Raw genomic sequence first — 14808 nt, 5'->3', positions numbered from 1 at the left:
GGAGAGGCCTTCGCTCACGCCGCCTCGGCCAATGCGAGCCTTGCGGCCTTGGCGAAGAGCGTGGGCAGCCCCGCCTCGTCGATCCGGTCGAGCGGCCACCATTCGCCCTCGCCCTCCGGCTGGGCGGACGCGCCGAGATGGACCGCCAGCGATAGCTCCAGCGCGAAATGCGTGAAGACATGCGCGACCCGGCCGGCATTGTCCCAGGGCCCTGCCACCGGACCTTCGCCGCTGCCATCGCCGCGGGCCGACCAGCCGTCGTCCGGCAGCGCCCGCATGCCGCCCAGCATGCCCTTGCCCGGCCGGCGCACCAGCCAGACGTGATCGTCGCGCTCGATCCAGAAAGCCCGGCCCTTGCGCGTGGGCTTGGCCTTTTTCGCAGCCTTGACCGGCAGGCGCTCTGGTTCGCCCTGCGCGCGGGCCTTGCAGGGCTCGGCCAGCGGGCAAAGCAGGCAGCGCGGCGCGCGGGACGTGCAGACTGTGGCGCCAAGGTCCATCATGGCCTGTGCGAAGTCACCCGCCCGCGCGTCCGGCGTGATCGTATCGGCCAGCGCGCGGATCGTCGGGCGGGAGCCCGGCAGCGGCTCCTCCAGCGCGAAAAGGCGCGAGACCACGCGCTCGACATTGGCGTCCACCACCACCGCGCGGCGCCCGAAGGCAATCGCGGCGACGGCGGCGGCAGTATAGGCGCCCAGCCCGGGAAGCGCCCGCAGTTCGTCCTCGCTGTCCGGAAAAGTGCCGCCCCGCGCCGCCACCGCACGGGCGCAGGCCAGCAGGTTGCGGGCGCGAGCGTAGTAACCAAGCCCCGCCCATGCCGCCATGACCTCTTCATCGGCGGCGGCGGCAAGGTCGGTCACTTTCGGCCATCTTGCGGTAAACGCGGCGAAGTAGTCCTTCACCGCCGCCACCGTGGTCTGCTGGAGCATCACTTCGGACAGCCACACCCGGTAAGGCTCGGGAGCGGCAGTCCCCGGCGGCGCCCGCCACGGCAGGGCGCGGGCATGACGGTCGTACCAGCCCAGAAGCAGTTCGGAGATCGTATCGCGGCTGGCGTCCATGCCAGCCCTATGGCATTGGAGCGCCGACAATGGAACGGGATCCCCACAAGAACACTGGCAAGGGTAAGGGCACGGGCCTGGTCACGGGCTCCGGCAAGAGTTCCGCGAAGAACTCTGCCAAAGCAGCCGGCACCGAAACCGCCAAGACGCCGCGCCGCTTCGAGCGTGCGCGCGGCGGGCAGGCCCGCGCCATTGCCGATCTCATGCCCGAAGTGGGCCGCACGGCCTTTCGCCGCTTCGGCTTCGTGCAATCGAGCGTGGTGACGCGCTGGCCGGAGATCGTCGGTGCCCGCCATGCCCGCGTCTGTTCGCCCGAATCGATCCGCTTCCCGCCCGGCGAAAAGAGCGAAGGCGTGCTCCAGCTGGTGGTCGCCCCCGCCCATGCGCCGATGATCCAGCACGTGGTGCCCGAGATCATCGAGCGGGTGAACCGCTTCTTCGGCTACAAGGCCGTGGCGAAAGCGAAAATCCGGCAAGGCGAGGTTAAGCCGCCGCCTGCTTCAAAGCCGCAGACTGCCGCGCCGACGCTGAAACCGGTGCCGCTCGAACTGGGGGAATCGCTGCGCGACGTCGGCGATCCGGAGCTTCGCGCGGTGCTCGAATCGCTGGCGCGCAGTCTTGCCGCCAAGGACGAAGCATCCAGAGACGAAACACCCAGGGAAAACGGGGGGAATTGATGAAATTTTCAAAGTCGGGGATCGCTGCGCGCATCGGCATGCTCGCCGCCGCCACCCTGCTCGCCACCGGCGCCGCGCCGGTGCACAAGGCCGCCGCACCGGCCAAACCGGCCACGAAACCTGCACCCCGGCCCGCAGGTCCGGCCAACTGGGGCACGCTGGTCACGGTCACGGCCGACGGCAGCCACATGCTGGGCAATCCCCGGGCGGCGACGCAAGTTGTCGAATTCGTCAGCTACACCTGCCCGCACTGCGCGCACTTCACGCGCGATTCCGACGTGCCGCTGCGCCAGACCATGGTGCCCAAGGGGCAAGTCGCGGTGACGGTGACCAACCTGCTGCGCAATCCGATCGACCTCACCATCGCGATGCTGACCACGTGCGGCGATCCCAAGCGCTTCTTCGTGCGCCACAATGCGTTCCTCGCCACGCAGGATATCTGGATGGCGAAGCTCAACACCATCGGGCAGGACCGCCAGCAGGCCTGGTATCAGGGCGATATCCAGACCCGCATGCGCGCCATCGCGGCGGACTTCGACTTCTATTCGATGGTCGCACCGTGGGGCGTCAGCCACGCGCAGGCAGACCAGTGCATCAACGACAAGGCCGCCTTCGCCAAGCTGGAACAGCAGCAGAAGACGGTTGAGGCAGTGGGCGCCAACAGCACCCCCAGCTTCGTGCTCGACGGCAAGCTGCTGGACGTGCACGACTGGCCGGGCCTCTCGAAGGCGCTTGCCGCCAAGCAGGCAGGCCTGCGCCAAGGCACTGTCTGAGCGGAAAAACCCCGGCTCCTATAGGCCGGATTCCTGTGGGAAAGCCGCCGTATGGGCGGCTTCCCACGCTTTGAACACCGCGAGGCTTGAGCTAGCTTTCGCACTTCCATTCGAGGATTCGCATCGATGACCCGTCCCGCCTTCCGTAAGATCGTTCTCGGCCTTGCCGTCGTCCCGCTCGCGCTGGGCCTCGCGGCATGCGGAAAGAAGGCCACCGATGCGACGTCGACCGACGCGCCCACCTCCAGCACGGCACTGGCCAATGTCGCCCCGCCCGCCGGCAAGAGCTGGAGCGACGTGGTCGAGAAGACCCCCGAGGGCGGCTTCCGCATCGGCAATCCCGAAGCCCCGATCAAGCTGGTCGAATATGGCGCGCTGTCGTGCTCGCACTGCGCCAAGTTCGCCACCACCGGGTTCGAGAAGCTGCGTGGCACTTACGTCAACAGCGGCCGCGTGAGCTACGAACTGCGCTTCTTCATGCTCAATGCCTATGACTTCCCGGCCACCCTGCTCGCCACCTGCGGTTCGACCGAGGCCGTGCTGCCGCTGGCCGAGCAGTTCTGGGCCTGGCAGCCCAACATGTTCGAAAAGCTTCAGGCGGCGGACAAGGCCAAGCTCGAAGCGATCCAGAGCATGCCGAAGGAACAGCAGCTTCCCGCCATCGCCGAAGTCAGCGGCATGACCGAATTCTTCGCCTCGCGCGGGATCTCGCATGATCAGGCCGCAAGCTGCCTTGCCGATACCGCCCGCGCCAAGGCGCTGGCGGATCAGACCGAGACGGCGACCAAGGACTTCAACGTCACCGGCACGCCGACTTTCCTGATCAACGGCAATTCGGTCGGTTCGATGGAATTCGAAGAGCTCGAAGCCAAGCTCCAGCAGGCCGGCGCGCGCTGATGCGCGCTCCCGGTCTCTGATCACGATCCGATGCGCATAAAGCGGCTCAAGCTCAGCGGTTTCAAGAGCTTCGTAGAGCCTGCCGAACTGCGCATCGAACCGGGGCTGACGGGCGTCGTCGGCCCCAACGGTTGCGGCAAGTCCAACCTCCTCGAAGCGATCCGCTGGGTCATGGGCGAAAGCTCGGCCAAGTCGATGCGCGGCGGCGGGATGGAGGACGTGATCTTCGCGGGCACCGCCAATCGGCCGCCCCGCGCCTTCGCCGAAGTCGTCCTCCACGCCGAAACCTCTCCCGATGCCGACGGCGTGCGCGACGAACTGGAAGTCGTCCGCCGGATCGAGCGCGGCGCGGGCAGCGCCTATCGCGTCAACGGCCGCGACGTGCGCGCCAAGGACGTCTCGCTGATCTTCGCCGATGCCGCCACCGGCGCGCATAGCCCGGCGCTTGTCTCGCAAGGCCGCATCGCCGCGGTCATCGCCGCCAAGCCCGCCGAACGCCGCGCCATGCTGGAAGAGGCGGCGGGCATCGCCGGCCTCCACGTCCGCCGCAAGGACGCCGAAACCAAGCTCCGCGCGACCGAGGCGAACCTCGCCCGGCTTGAAGACATCATGGCCGGGCTGGACAAGCAGGTCGGTTCGCTGCGCCGTCAGGCCAAGGCGGCCGAGCGCTACAAGGCGCTGAGCGACCAGATCCGCCTTGCCGAAGCCCGCGTCGTCTATGCCCGCTGGCGCGATGCCGCCGCCGCTGCAGATGCCGCCAAGCGCGAGGCGCAGGCCGCCGAAACCCGCGTCGCCGCCGCGCAGGAACTGGCGGGCGAAGCGCAAAAGCAGCAAGCCAAGGCCGCCGAAGCGCTGATCGCCGCCCGCGATGAACTGGCGGACCGCCGCGACGATGCCAATGCGCAGGGCCACCGCATGGCCACACTCACCAGCCAGCTGGAAGCCGCCGAGCAGCGCCTCAAGGACCTCGACCGCCAGAAGACCCGGCTGGAAGAGGATCGCGGCGATGCCGACCGGCTGACGCGCGATGCCGCCGAAGCGCTGGCGCGTCTCGAACGCGAACTGGCGGAGGGCCGCAAGCAGCTTGAAGCGGACGAGGCCGCACGTCCGCGCGTCGCCAATGCGCTCGAAGGGGCGGAACGCGCCGCACGGGCCGCCGAACTGGATCTCGCGCAGGCGACCGCCGCGCAGGCCGGGGTCGAGGCCGAATGGCGCATTGCCGATTCCGAACTGACACAGGCCCGCAACCGGCTCGACCGCCTTGCCGCCGAAGCGAGCAGGCTCGCCGCGCAAGTCGAGGCGCTGGCGCAGGCGGGCGATCTCGACGCCGCCGTTGCCGAGGCGCGGGCCCGGGCCGAGGCCGCTCACACCGCGCTGGCCGCCGCGCGTGAAGGGCTGGACGCACAGCAAGCACGCAAGGCCGAGCTTCAGGCCGAACGCGACAGTGCCGCTTCGGCGCTCGCCGCCGCCCGCGCCGACCTTACCGGCATCGAGCGTGAACACGCCGCGCTCACCAAGGACCGCGAGGCCCGCGCCAAGGGCGCCAAGGCCGCGCATGGCCTGCCCGTCGCCATCGACGCGGTGCGCGTGGCGCCGGGTTATGAGCGCGCGCTCGCCGCCGTGCTGGGCCGCGATGCCCGCGCGCCGCTGGGCGAAGCGGGCGGGTCCGACGGGCGCTTCTGGACTGGTGCCGACGCCCCTGCCCCCGTCAAGGACAGCCTTTCCGCCCACGTCACCCAGTGCCCGCCGGAACTCGCGGCCCGCCTCGCGCTGGTCCACGTCACCGAAACGGACGATGGACGCGCGCTCGCGCCGGGCGAATGGCTGGTCACCCGCGCGGGCGTGCTGCGCCGCTGGGACGGCTTCGTCGCGCGCGGCGAAGGCGCCGCCGAAGCCGCGCGGCTCGAAGCCGAGAACCGCTTCGCCGAACTCGACGCGCAATTGCCGCCGCTGCGCGAGGCGGTCGTGGGGGCCGAGGCCCGGCAGGCGGAAATCCAGCAGCAGCTTGCGGCCCTGTCCTCGGCGGTTGTCGCCGCCGAACGGGCCATCGCCGATGCCGCCAATGCCGAACGCACCGCCCTGCGCGCGGTCGATCAGGCCGAGGATGCGCGTCAGCGCCACGCCGCGCGCCGTGCCGAGATCGCCCGTGCCGAAACCGAACTTTCTGACCAGCGGCAAGGCGCCGAACAGGAAGTCGCCGCCGCCGAGGGCAAGCGCGCCGGCTTGCCCGATCCCGAGGCCGGACGCGCGGCGCTCGACGCGGCAAGGCTCCGGAACGACACCGCCCGCACCGCGCTCCAGTCAGCCACGGCGGCGCTGGCGGTGCACGATCAGGCGCTGGCCGTTGCGCGCGAGCGCACCGGCTCGCAGGCGGGCGATATGCGTAGCTGGCAGGCCCGCGCCGGCGACGCCACCAACCGCCTTGCGCAGATGGCCGGGCGGCTGGAAGAGATCGAGACCGAGCGCGCGGTGATCGCCGCCAAGCCCGGCGCGCTGATGGAGCAAATCGAACAGGCCGAAGCGATCCGCCTCCGCCTCGCCGAGGAACTGGGCAACGCCGATGCCGCCGTGTCCGCGCTCACCGAAGCCGGGCGCAAGGCCGATACCGCGCTTGCCGCCTCGCAGGAGGCGCTCGCCAGCGCCCGCGAATACCGCGCCGGCGCCGCCGCCCGGGCCGAGAACGAGGACGCCCGCCGGATCGAGACCACGCGCCTCTCCGGCGAGCGCTTCCAGTGCCCGCCCCCGGTTCTGGCCGAACGCTTTGCCTTCGCGCCTACCGAAGTGGGCCGTGCCGAGGACGAAGCCGCCGCGATGGACCGCCTTGTCGCGGACCGTGAGCGGATCGGCCCGGTCAACCTCGTCGCCGCGGACGAACTGGCCGAAGCCGAATCGCAGCTCGACATCAGCCTCTCCGAAAAGGCCGAACTGGCCGAAGCGGTGAACCGCCTGCGCGGCTCGATCGCCAAGCTCAACCGCGAAGGCCGCGAACGCCTCCGCACCGCGTTCGAGGCGGTCGACGGCCACTTCCGCCGCCTGTTCACGCGGCTGTTCCAGGGCGGTCAGGCCCACTTAGCGCTGATCGATTCGGACGATCCGCTGGAGGCCGGGCTGGAAATCTATGCCCAGCCTCCCGGCAAGCGGCTGCAATCGCTGACGCTGCTGTCGGGCGGCGAACAGGCGCTGACCGCCGTGGCGCTGATCTTCGGCCTGTTCCTCACCAATCCCGCGCCGATCTGCGTGCTCGACGAAGTCGACGCGCCGCTCGACGACGCCAATATCGAACGCTTCTGCGACTTGCTGGAAGCGATGACCAAGGAAACCGACACGCGCTACCTCGTCGTCACCCACAATGCCGTGACGATGAGCCGCATGCACCGCCTGTTCGGCGTGACCATGGTCGAAAAGGGCATCTCCCGGCTGGTCAGCGTGGACCTTGTCGGTGCCGAGGAATTGCTGGCGGCGGAATAGCAACCTGATGGCCCTCATCGACGACTACCTGCCGCAGTTCCAGTTTTCAGAGACGCATGCCGCCACTGTGAAGGCAGGGGCTGACGCCATCCTCGATGCCGTTGCGGCCTATCGCCCGGAAAGTGATCCTTTCTTCCGCGCCATGATCGCCCTGCGCGAATTGCCTGCGCGGCTCACCGGCAAGCGGCGGCCCGAACCCTTCGGCATGGCGAACTTCACACTGCTGGAACGCACGCCAAGCGGCTTGGTCTACGGCCTGGTCGGCCAGTTCTGGCAGGCCGATTACGGCCTTCACCCTGTGGCAGATGGACCCGCGTTCAAGACTTTCGACGAGGCTGGCGTCCCCAAATTGGCGCTCGGCTTCGATGTCCACCAGACGCATCCTCGGCGCCGTACGCAAGACCGCAGAGCGCGGCTGAATCACTTCAGCACGAAGCGCGGCCCCGGTCCCAACGCGCCCGCCTCGTCGTCGCGGTTGTAGAGGCGGCACTTCGCCAGACTGAGGCAACCGCAGCCGATGCATTCGTCCAGCTTGCGGCGGGTCAGTTCCAGCAGCGCGATCTTGGTGTCGATCGCCTCCCGCATCGACAGGCTGATGCGTTCCCAGTCCTCCATCGTCGGCGTGCGGCCCTGCGGCAACGACGAGAGTTCGCGCTCGATCTCGGCAAGGCCCAGCCCCAGTTTCTGCGCGATCAGCACGAAGCTCACGCGGCGAATGTCCGAACGCAGGAAGCGCCGCTGGTTGCCGCTCGACCGCAGCGCGGTGAGCAGGCCCTTCTCCTCGTAGAAGCGAATGGCGGAAACCGCGACGCCGGTGCGCCGGGCCAGATAGCCGATGGAGATGAACCGATCTTCGACCATCCGCCTCTTCTGCCGCCTTTTCCATTTGACCTCAAGTTAACTTGAGGTTGCATCAAGGCCAAGCCGGCGATTCGACCGGCGAACAGCAGGAGACATTCCGATGGCCCAGGGCCGCCTCGAACATGCGAATATTACCGTGAGCGATATCGATCGCTCGTCCGCGCTGTTGCAGGATCTGCTCGGCTGGCACGAACGCTGGCGCGGCCCCGCGATCAACGGCGGCGAGACGATCCATGTCGGCGGGGATTTCAGCTACATCGCGGTCTATACCGACCGCAAGGAACACGAGCGTTTCGCCAAGGGCGCCCCGCTCAACCATGTCGGACTGGTGGTGGACGATCTCGACGAGGCCGAGCGCCGGGTGATCGCGGCGGGCCTCGTCCCGTTCAACCACGCCGATTACGAGCCCGGCCGCCGGTTCTACTTCTTCGATTGGGACGGCATCGAGTTCGAGCTGGTCAGCTACGCCTGAACCTTCGCAGCGCCGGGTCGATCACAGGATCCCGGCGTTGCCCACCACCCAGCAGGCCAGCGCCATGACAAGGCCGAGATCGCGGTTCGAGCGGAAGCGGGCCAGTGCATTGTCGCCGTCCTCGGGATCGAGCGTGGCAACCTGAAACGCCAAGTGCAGCGCCACCGGGCCAAGGCCGATCAGTGCAACCCAGTCATGCCGCAGCATCCAGAAGGCGAGCGCCCAGAACGCCACTGCCAAAGTGTAGAATCCGGCAACACCCGCGCGCACATGACCGCCGAGCCGACGGGCCGAGGAACGGATGCCGACCAGCGCGTCATCCTCGCGGTCCTGTATCGCGTAGATCGTGTCGTACCCGATGCACCAGGCGATCGACCCGAAGTAGAGCGCGGCAAGGACCTCAAGGTGATCGGGCCGGATCTCCACCCAGCCGACCAGCGCGCCCCAGGTGAAGACCATGCCCAGCCACGCCTGCGGCCACCAGGTGATGCGCTTCATGAAGGGATAGGCGGCCACCAGCACCACGCTGCCCACGGCCACGAGCTGCGCCCGGGGGCGAAGCTGGAACAGCACCACCAGCCCTACCGCGCAGAGCGCCAGCAGCCAGATCCATGCCGCCTTGGGGCTGACCAGTCCGCTCGCCACCGGACGTGCAGCGGTGCGCGCCACCTTGCGGTCGAGATCGGCGTCGACGATGTCGTTGTAGACACAGCCCGCGCCGCGCATCGCGATGGCACCGGCCAGGAACCAGAGGATGAGGCCCCAGCGCTCTTCTCCGCCCGCCAGCAGCACGCCCCAGGCGCAAGGCCAGAACAGCAGCCACCAGCCGATCGGCCGGTCGAAGCGGGCCAGCATGGCGAAGGCGCGCGGCATCGGCGGCAGGGCGGAAACGAGCCCGCGGTGTTCGGTATCCGGGACGAGTAGAGAGTCGTTCACGGCGGATGGGGTAATGCAAAAGGCCATGATTGTCATGCCCGAACGTGCCGAATCGACGCACTCGGCTGCCAGACGAATCCTTCGGCCGCGCCATGAGGGCGGCTCGTCGCTTCCGGGGGAACCAATCGACGATGGGTAAAATGAGGTCCGCCTTTTCCGCAGCGCGCCCGATTCTCTCCGGCGCCTCAGGTTCCAAGGCCCGGAGCGGCGTTTTGCACCGGTCAACGAACGCCGGCCGCTCGCCGCGCTGGACCCGGGCGTAAAACAATGGGAAGCGCTGCGCACATCGCTGTCGCAACAAGGGAGCAAGCATAACGATGGGTGCCACTCCGGCCTGGCCGCCGCGCTCGGCCCCGCGCCTCTTCGTGACCGGACCGCTCGCCGAGAGCGCCCCGGTCACTATCGAGGGCGGGCAGGCGCATTATCTCGGCAAAGTCATGCGTATCGCCCCCGGCGACGCGGTGATCCTGTGCGACGACGAGACCGGCGAATGGGCGGCCGAAGTCGTCTCCGCCGGCAAGCGCGATGTCGTGCTTGCGGTGCGTGAGCGGCTGCGCGAGCGCGAGGCGGTGCCGGACTTCTGGCTCTGTGCGGCGCTGCTCAAGAAGCCGAACTTCGACCTCGTGCTTGAAAAGGCAACCGAACTGGGCGTCGCGCATGTGCAACCGCTGATCACGCGCCGCTGCGTGGCGGACAAGCTCAATCCCGAGCGCGCGCTGACCATCGTCACCGAAGCCGCCGAGCAGTGTGCCCGGACCGCGCTGCCCGGGATCGCCGAGCCGGTGAAGCTCGACGCCCTGCTGCGCGACTGGCCCGAAGGCCGCACGCTGTTCTTCGCCGACGAGACCGGCGGGGCGCCGGCCGCCGCGCAATTCGCCGCGCATCCGGGCCCGGCGGCGCTGCTGGTGGGCCCCGAGGGCGGTTTCGACGACGAGGAACGCGCGCTTATCCGCGCACATCCGATGGCGCGGGCGATCACGCTCGGCCCGCGCATCTTGCGCGGGGAGACGGCGAGCATCGGCGCGACCGCGCTATGGATGGCCATCTCCGGCGATTGGTGAACGCCGAACTCAAGACCAAACAAACCTCGTCATCCCCGCGAAGGCGGGGATCCCGCTTCCCTTGGCGTATAACGCAAGGCAGCGGGGCCCCCGCCTTCGCGAGGGCGACGGCGTGATAGGGGCCGAATCTCGCCCCAACATCTCATAAACCAAGACCCACGTCCGACCGCGTTAACCTCCTCAATCGCCCCAAAAACGCCCGAAAACCGCGCCTCTCGAACAAAAGAAACCGGTCGGTACAAAAAGTTGTGGCATCCGGCTCGAAGGCATTCTACCTCCCCCGCCATGAGCACCCGTGAGGTTTCGGATCGCGACGATCCGGTGGTCGAAAGCCTGGATCAACTCGCCGCGCCGATGGCTGCGGGCGAAAAGCCGTGCGAGGCGTGGCGGATCGGCACCGAGCACGAGAAATTCGTCTACGACACCGCCGATCACCATGCCCCGTCTTACGACGAAAAGGGCGGAATTCGCGATCTTCTCAATGATTTGACCCAGTTCGGCTGGGAGCCGATCATCGAGGAAGGCCCCAACGGCGCGAACGTCATCGCCATGAAGGGCAGCGACGGCACCGTCAGCTTGGAACCGGCGGGCCAGCTTGAACTTTCGGGCGCGCCGCTGGAAAACCTGCACCAGACTTGCGCGGAAACCGGGCGTCACCTCGCCCAGGTGAAGACCATCGGCGATCACATCGGCAAGGCCTTCCTCGGCCTTGGCATGTGGCCCGACAAGACCCGCGCCGAACTCCCGATCATGCCCAAGGGCCGCTACGACATCATGCTGCGGCACATGCCGCGGGTGGGGACGATGGGCCTCGACATGATGCTGCGCACCTGTACCATCCAGGTCAACCTCGACTATTCGAGCGAGGCGGACATGGTGAAGAAGTTCCGCACCTCGCTGGCGCTGCAACCGCTGGCGACCGCGCTCTTCGCCAACTCGCCTTTCACCGAGGGCAAGCCCAACGGCTACCTCTCGTACCGCAGCCATATCTGGTCGGACACCGATCCCGCGCGCACCGGCATGCTGCCTTTCGTGTTCGAGGATGGCTTCGGGTACGAGCGCTATGTCGACTATATGCTCGACGTGCCGATGTACTTCGTGTTCCGCGAAGGCCGTTATATCGACGCCGCCGGGCTGTCGTTCCGCGACTTCCTGAAGGGCGAGCTTTCGGTGCTCCCCGGCGAGCTTCCGCGCCTGTCGGACTGGACGGACCACCTTTCCACCGCCTTCCCCGAAGTGCGGCTCAAGTCCTTCCTCGAAATGCGCGGCGCCGATGGCGGTCCGTGGGGCCGCATCTGCGCCCTGCCCGCGTTCTGGGTAGGCCTGCTCTATGACCAGACCGCGCTCGACGCGGCGTGGGATCTGGTCAAGGACTGGGACATGGAAGGGCGCGAGGAACTGCGTAATTCCGTGCCCAAGCTGGGCCTCGACGCCCCGCTTCCGGGCGGCGGCACGCTGCGCGACATCGCCGGCGAAGTGCTGAACATCTCGCGCTCGGGCCTTGCTGCGCGTAACCGCCTCAACGCGGGCGGCGACAATGAGACCGGCTATCTGGAACCGCTGGCCGAGATCGTCGCCAGCGGCAAGGTGCCGGCGCAGCGCCTGCTCGACCTCTACAATGGCGAGTGGGGCGGGGATCTCTCGAAGATCTACGCGCTGAAGAGCTTCTGAGGGTTGAGGGATAGCCTCATCTGAGGCCTTCCCTCCCGCTCAGGCTGAGCCTGTCGAAGCCCCCTGAGGCGGGGCGCTGTGGCTCACATCCTTCGACAAGCTCAGGATGAACGGTGGGAAGGGCAAGCCCCTTACTCCGCCGCCTGCGGCTCCCGCGCACTCGGCCGCAGCCTGTCTCCCAGCTTCGCCAACGTCCGCGTAATCAGCGCGTTCTCCGCCATCCACGCGTGATAGGCGCGGTACTTGGCATCCTCGGCGAGCAGGTGCGCTTCCTCGGTCCGCGCGCGCCAGTAGTAGATCCCGCTCACCACGCCCAGCAGCACGGTGTTGCGCACCATGTCGGTCAGGGCATGGCTGGTCACGAGGAACGGCAGCGTCGAGCACCACCAGAACAGGTTCTTCGACAGATAGGCCGGGTGCCGCGTGAACCGATAGGGCCCGTTGGTCAGCACGCCGCGATAGGTGAGGTTGGAGAAGCGCAGGCCGAACGCGAAAGTCGCCCAGGCATAGATCGCCGTCAGCGTGACCAGCAGCCCCGCCCAGAGCCACAGCAGCAGGGTATGGCCCTGCAACCAGAACGCCCAGCCCGGCGTGTTCACTTCGTAACCCAGCACGTCGGCCCGGCCCATCGTGCCCCAGACGAAGGGCGGATAGCACATCAGCGCCGCCACCCAGCCCGCCAGCAGCGGATTGCCGCTGCGGATATGCGCGTCCAGCGGGCGGAAGGTGAAGATGTAGCCCACCGTGCCGATCTGCACGTCGATCAGGAACAGTAGTGCGATCAGCGTCGAGCCCAAGGCCACCGGATCGCCCGCCATGACGCCGAAATCGGCGGTCACCACTTGCGCGAAGCCGCCCGGCAGGATGGAGATCATGAAAGCGCCGAAGAAGGCCTTGATCGCCCAGGCCCGGCCATGCCGCTTCACCTGCTCCCCGTCCCACGCCTCGCGCCCGATCAGCAGCGCGCCGAAGTGCCACGCGGCATCGCGCGGCTCCAGCAGATGACGGTCGAGCCAGAACACGTAAGGCACCGAAAGCACCATCAACGGCAGTGCCGCCGCGCCGATCACCTCCATGGCGAAAAGGTACTGCCCATCCCAGTACCAGCGGCCGATGCAGTAATAGCCCGCGATCAGCGCCCACGTGGCCCAGAGCCCGGCGAGCTTGGTGATCGATATCTCTGTCGTTTCCGCCAGCCGGCGCGCGCGGCGCCAGTCGATCCCGGTCGAGGGACGGCGGTGCACTTTGTCCACCAGCAGCGACCAGAGGCTCATGGCAAGGCCGGTGACGAACAGCGTGGCGACGGCGGCATAGGGCCCGCTCATCGGCGCATGCGGCCCCGGCAGCGCCAGAGCATCGGCCACGGCGGCCCACTTGCGGCAGAGCAACAACCAGCCGAGCAGCGCGGCGAGCCCGGTCAGGCCCACGCCTGCCGAAACGTCGCTGGTCGGTCTGGAAATGCCGCTGTTCATGCCGAGCGGCCTAGCGGCAATTGGTTAAGGAAAACGGCCGCCGGTGCGCGGGGCGCTGCCGGCGGCGGAATTCCTGCGGATCAGCGGAAGGCGCTGATCGTGCCCGAATCGTCGAGCACGTAGAGCGTCTGGTTGGCGACGATGGGCGCCAGCGAGATCGGGGACTTGAGTTCGTGGGCCAGCGTGAAAGTGCCGTTCGTCGGATCGACGGTGCCCAGTTCGCCGCGCGAATTGCCGATCCACAGCTTGTTGCCGGCCAGGATCGGGCCGACCCAGAAGATCGGGCCTTTGCGCTTCTTCGCGTTCTGGTAGCGCTGAAGCTGCGTCAGCCAGCGGACCTTGCCGCTGGTGCGGGCGATGGCCAGGATCTCGGCATGGTCGTCCAGCGTGAAGACCCAGTCCCCCACCACGGCGGGCGTCGAAATGCCCGCGAGGCTGAGTTCCCAGATGCGCTGGCCGGTGACCAGTTCGTAAGCCGCCATACGGCCGCCCTGACCCAGCGCGTAGACGCGGCCACGGTCGATGATCGGATCGGCGTCAAGGTCGGTCAGGCTGCCCACTTCGGTCGCGATCGAGGTGCGGGCAAGCGCGTCCGACCAGAGCTGGCGGCCGTTCTCGTAGCGATAGGCAACCAGTTCGCCCGACGCGTAACCGGCGATCACCGTGCCCTGCCCGGCCGCGGGCGTCGCCACGCCGAACACGCCCGACTGGGTGAGCGAGGCCGATTCGTTCCACAGCACCGCACCATCGGCCGCGTTGAGCGCGATGATCTGGTTGTCCTGCGTCATCACGTAGACGGCGTTGAAGCTGACCGTGGGGGCGCCGCGCAGCGGGCCGCCGGGCTTCTTGCTCCAGACCTGGCTGCCGTCGTTGGCGTTCAGCACGGCCACTTCGCCAAGGCCGGTGGTGACGTAGAGCTTGCCCGAATCGAAGCTGACGCCGCCGCCGAAGATCGCCTGGTTGTTACCGCCCGAAACCGCGAAGTTCTTGGTCCACAGATGCGTCCCCTTCTCGGCATCGAAGGCATGGACCACACCGTCGGTGTCCATCACGAACATCTTGCCGTCCCCGATCACCGGTGCGGCGGCAAGGCGCTGGCGGGTGGTGGAACCGGCGATCTGGGCCGTCCACACGCGCTGCGGATTCTCGGCAAGTGCCAGATGGCCGTAGGACTTGCCGGCATTGCCGCCGCCCTGCGCCCATTCGGTGTTGGCCGTGGCGGGCGGCAGGATCACTGCCACCGATTCGAGCGAGGGATCGACCTTGGCGCCGCTTTCGATGCGCGAGAGGATCGGCACGCGATCGCCCACGGTCGGCGTCTTGGGGTGCTTGCCGGTGGACTTGCAGCCCGAAAGCCCCGCCACCAGCGCCAGCGCGATCAGCGATGCCACGCGCATCTGCCTGCGGGCCGAGGGGCGAGCGGAGGTGCGCGACTTCGAAGCGGCACCGTTCATGGGCATAT

Annotated in this window: 13 protein-coding genes; 8 read left to right on the top strand and 5 right to left on the bottom strand. The window is 68.0% G+C overall.

Annotation, left to right across the window (positions count from 1 at the left end; all coding sequences use genetic code 11):
- Positions 1-14: 14 nt before the first annotated feature.
- The gene (locus EDF56_RS19220; protein WP_132390462.1) at positions 15-1058 is read right to left on the bottom strand and encodes an A/G-specific adenine glycosylase; all 1044 of its coding nucleotides are present in this window, start codon (positions 1056-1058) and stop codon (positions 15-17) included.
- A 29-nt stretch (positions 1059-1087) separates the two neighbouring features.
- Between EDF56_RS19220 and EDF56_RS19215 the strand changes: the two genes are divergently transcribed.
- From EDF56_RS19215 to EDF56_RS19195, 5 genes are all read left to right on the top strand, one after another.
- Positions 1088-1735 carry a DciA family protein gene (locus EDF56_RS19215; protein ID WP_132390460.1) on the top strand — a complete coding sequence of 216 codons (648 nt, stop codon included), beginning with the start codon at positions 1088-1090 and terminating at the stop codon, positions 1733-1735.
- Positions 1735-2508, top strand: coding sequence for a thioredoxin domain-containing protein (locus EDF56_RS19210; RefSeq protein ID WP_243652696.1), 774 nt, complete (start codon positions 1735-1737; stop codon positions 2506-2508). The genes EDF56_RS19215 and EDF56_RS19210 overlap by 1 nt, the downstream gene beginning before the upstream one ends.
- A gap of 126 nt (positions 2509-2634) precedes the next feature.
- Positions 2635-3405 (top strand): thioredoxin domain-containing protein, encoded by a 771-nt coding sequence (locus tag EDF56_RS19205; RefSeq protein WP_132390458.1) that lies wholly within the window; start codon positions 2635-2637, stop codon positions 3403-3405.
- A gap of 30 nt (positions 3406-3435) precedes the next feature.
- The gene (locus tag EDF56_RS19200; RefSeq protein WP_132390456.1) at positions 3436-6873 is read left to right on the top strand and encodes an AAA family ATPase; all 3438 of its coding nucleotides are present in this window, start codon (positions 3436-3438) and stop codon (positions 6871-6873) included.
- 7 nt (positions 6874-6880) lie between these two features.
- Complete coding sequence (locus tag EDF56_RS19195; protein WP_132390454.1) at positions 6881-7354, top strand: hypothetical protein; 474 nt, start codon at positions 6881-6883, stop codon at positions 7352-7354.
- Here EDF56_RS19195 and soxR read toward each other — a convergent pair.
- Positions 7294-7734 carry a redox-sensitive transcriptional activator SoxR gene (gene soxR, locus EDF56_RS19190; protein WP_132390452.1) on the bottom strand — a complete coding sequence of 147 codons (441 nt, stop codon included), beginning with the start codon at positions 7732-7734 and terminating at the stop codon, positions 7294-7296. The genes EDF56_RS19195 and soxR overlap by 61 nt on opposite strands.
- 100 nt (positions 7735-7834) lie before the next feature.
- Between soxR and EDF56_RS19185 the strand changes: the two genes are divergently transcribed.
- Entirely contained in the window at positions 7835-8206 is a 372-nt protein-coding gene (locus EDF56_RS19185) for a VOC family protein (RefSeq protein WP_132390450.1), read from the top strand.
- Between the two features lie 21 nt (positions 8207-8227).
- Here EDF56_RS19185 and ubiA read toward each other — a convergent pair whose 3' ends face one another.
- On the bottom strand, positions 8228-9169 hold the full coding sequence (ubiA, locus tag EDF56_RS19180) for a 4-hydroxybenzoate octaprenyltransferase (RefSeq protein WP_132390448.1): 942 nt from the start codon (positions 9167-9169) through the stop codon (positions 8228-8230).
- 290 nt (positions 9170-9459) lie between these two features.
- Between ubiA and EDF56_RS19175 the strand changes: the two genes are divergently transcribed.
- Positions 9460-10203, top strand: a complete 744-nt coding sequence (locus EDF56_RS19175) for a 16S rRNA (uracil(1498)-N(3))-methyltransferase (RefSeq protein ID WP_132390446.1) — start codon at positions 9460-9462, stop codon at positions 10201-10203.
- A gap of 285 nt (positions 10204-10488) precedes the next feature.
- Positions 10489-11874 (top strand): glutamate--cysteine ligase, encoded by a 1386-nt coding sequence (locus EDF56_RS19170; protein ID WP_132390444.1) that lies wholly within the window; start codon positions 10489-10491, stop codon positions 11872-11874.
- A 131-nt stretch (positions 11875-12005) separates the two neighbouring features.
- On the opposite strand, the gene EDF56_RS19165 is transcribed toward EDF56_RS19170, so the two are convergent.
- Positions 12006-13346, bottom strand: coding sequence for a DUF1295 domain-containing protein (locus EDF56_RS19165; RefSeq protein ID WP_132390442.1), 1341 nt, complete (start codon positions 13344-13346; stop codon positions 12006-12008).
- Between the two features lie 80 nt (positions 13347-13426).
- Positions 13427-14800: a PQQ-like beta-propeller repeat protein gene (locus EDF56_RS19160; protein WP_132390440.1), complete on the bottom strand. Its 1374-nt coding sequence runs from the start codon at positions 14798-14800 to the stop codon at positions 13427-13429.
- Between the last annotated feature and the right edge of the window lie 8 nt (positions 14801-14808).

The sequence above is a fragment of the Novosphingobium sp. PhB165 genome, from assembly GCF_004341845.1.
GTDB lineage: Bacteria > Pseudomonadota > Alphaproteobacteria > Sphingomonadales > Sphingomonadaceae > Novosphingobium.
This window is presented reverse-complemented; position numbering and strand designations above follow the sequence as displayed.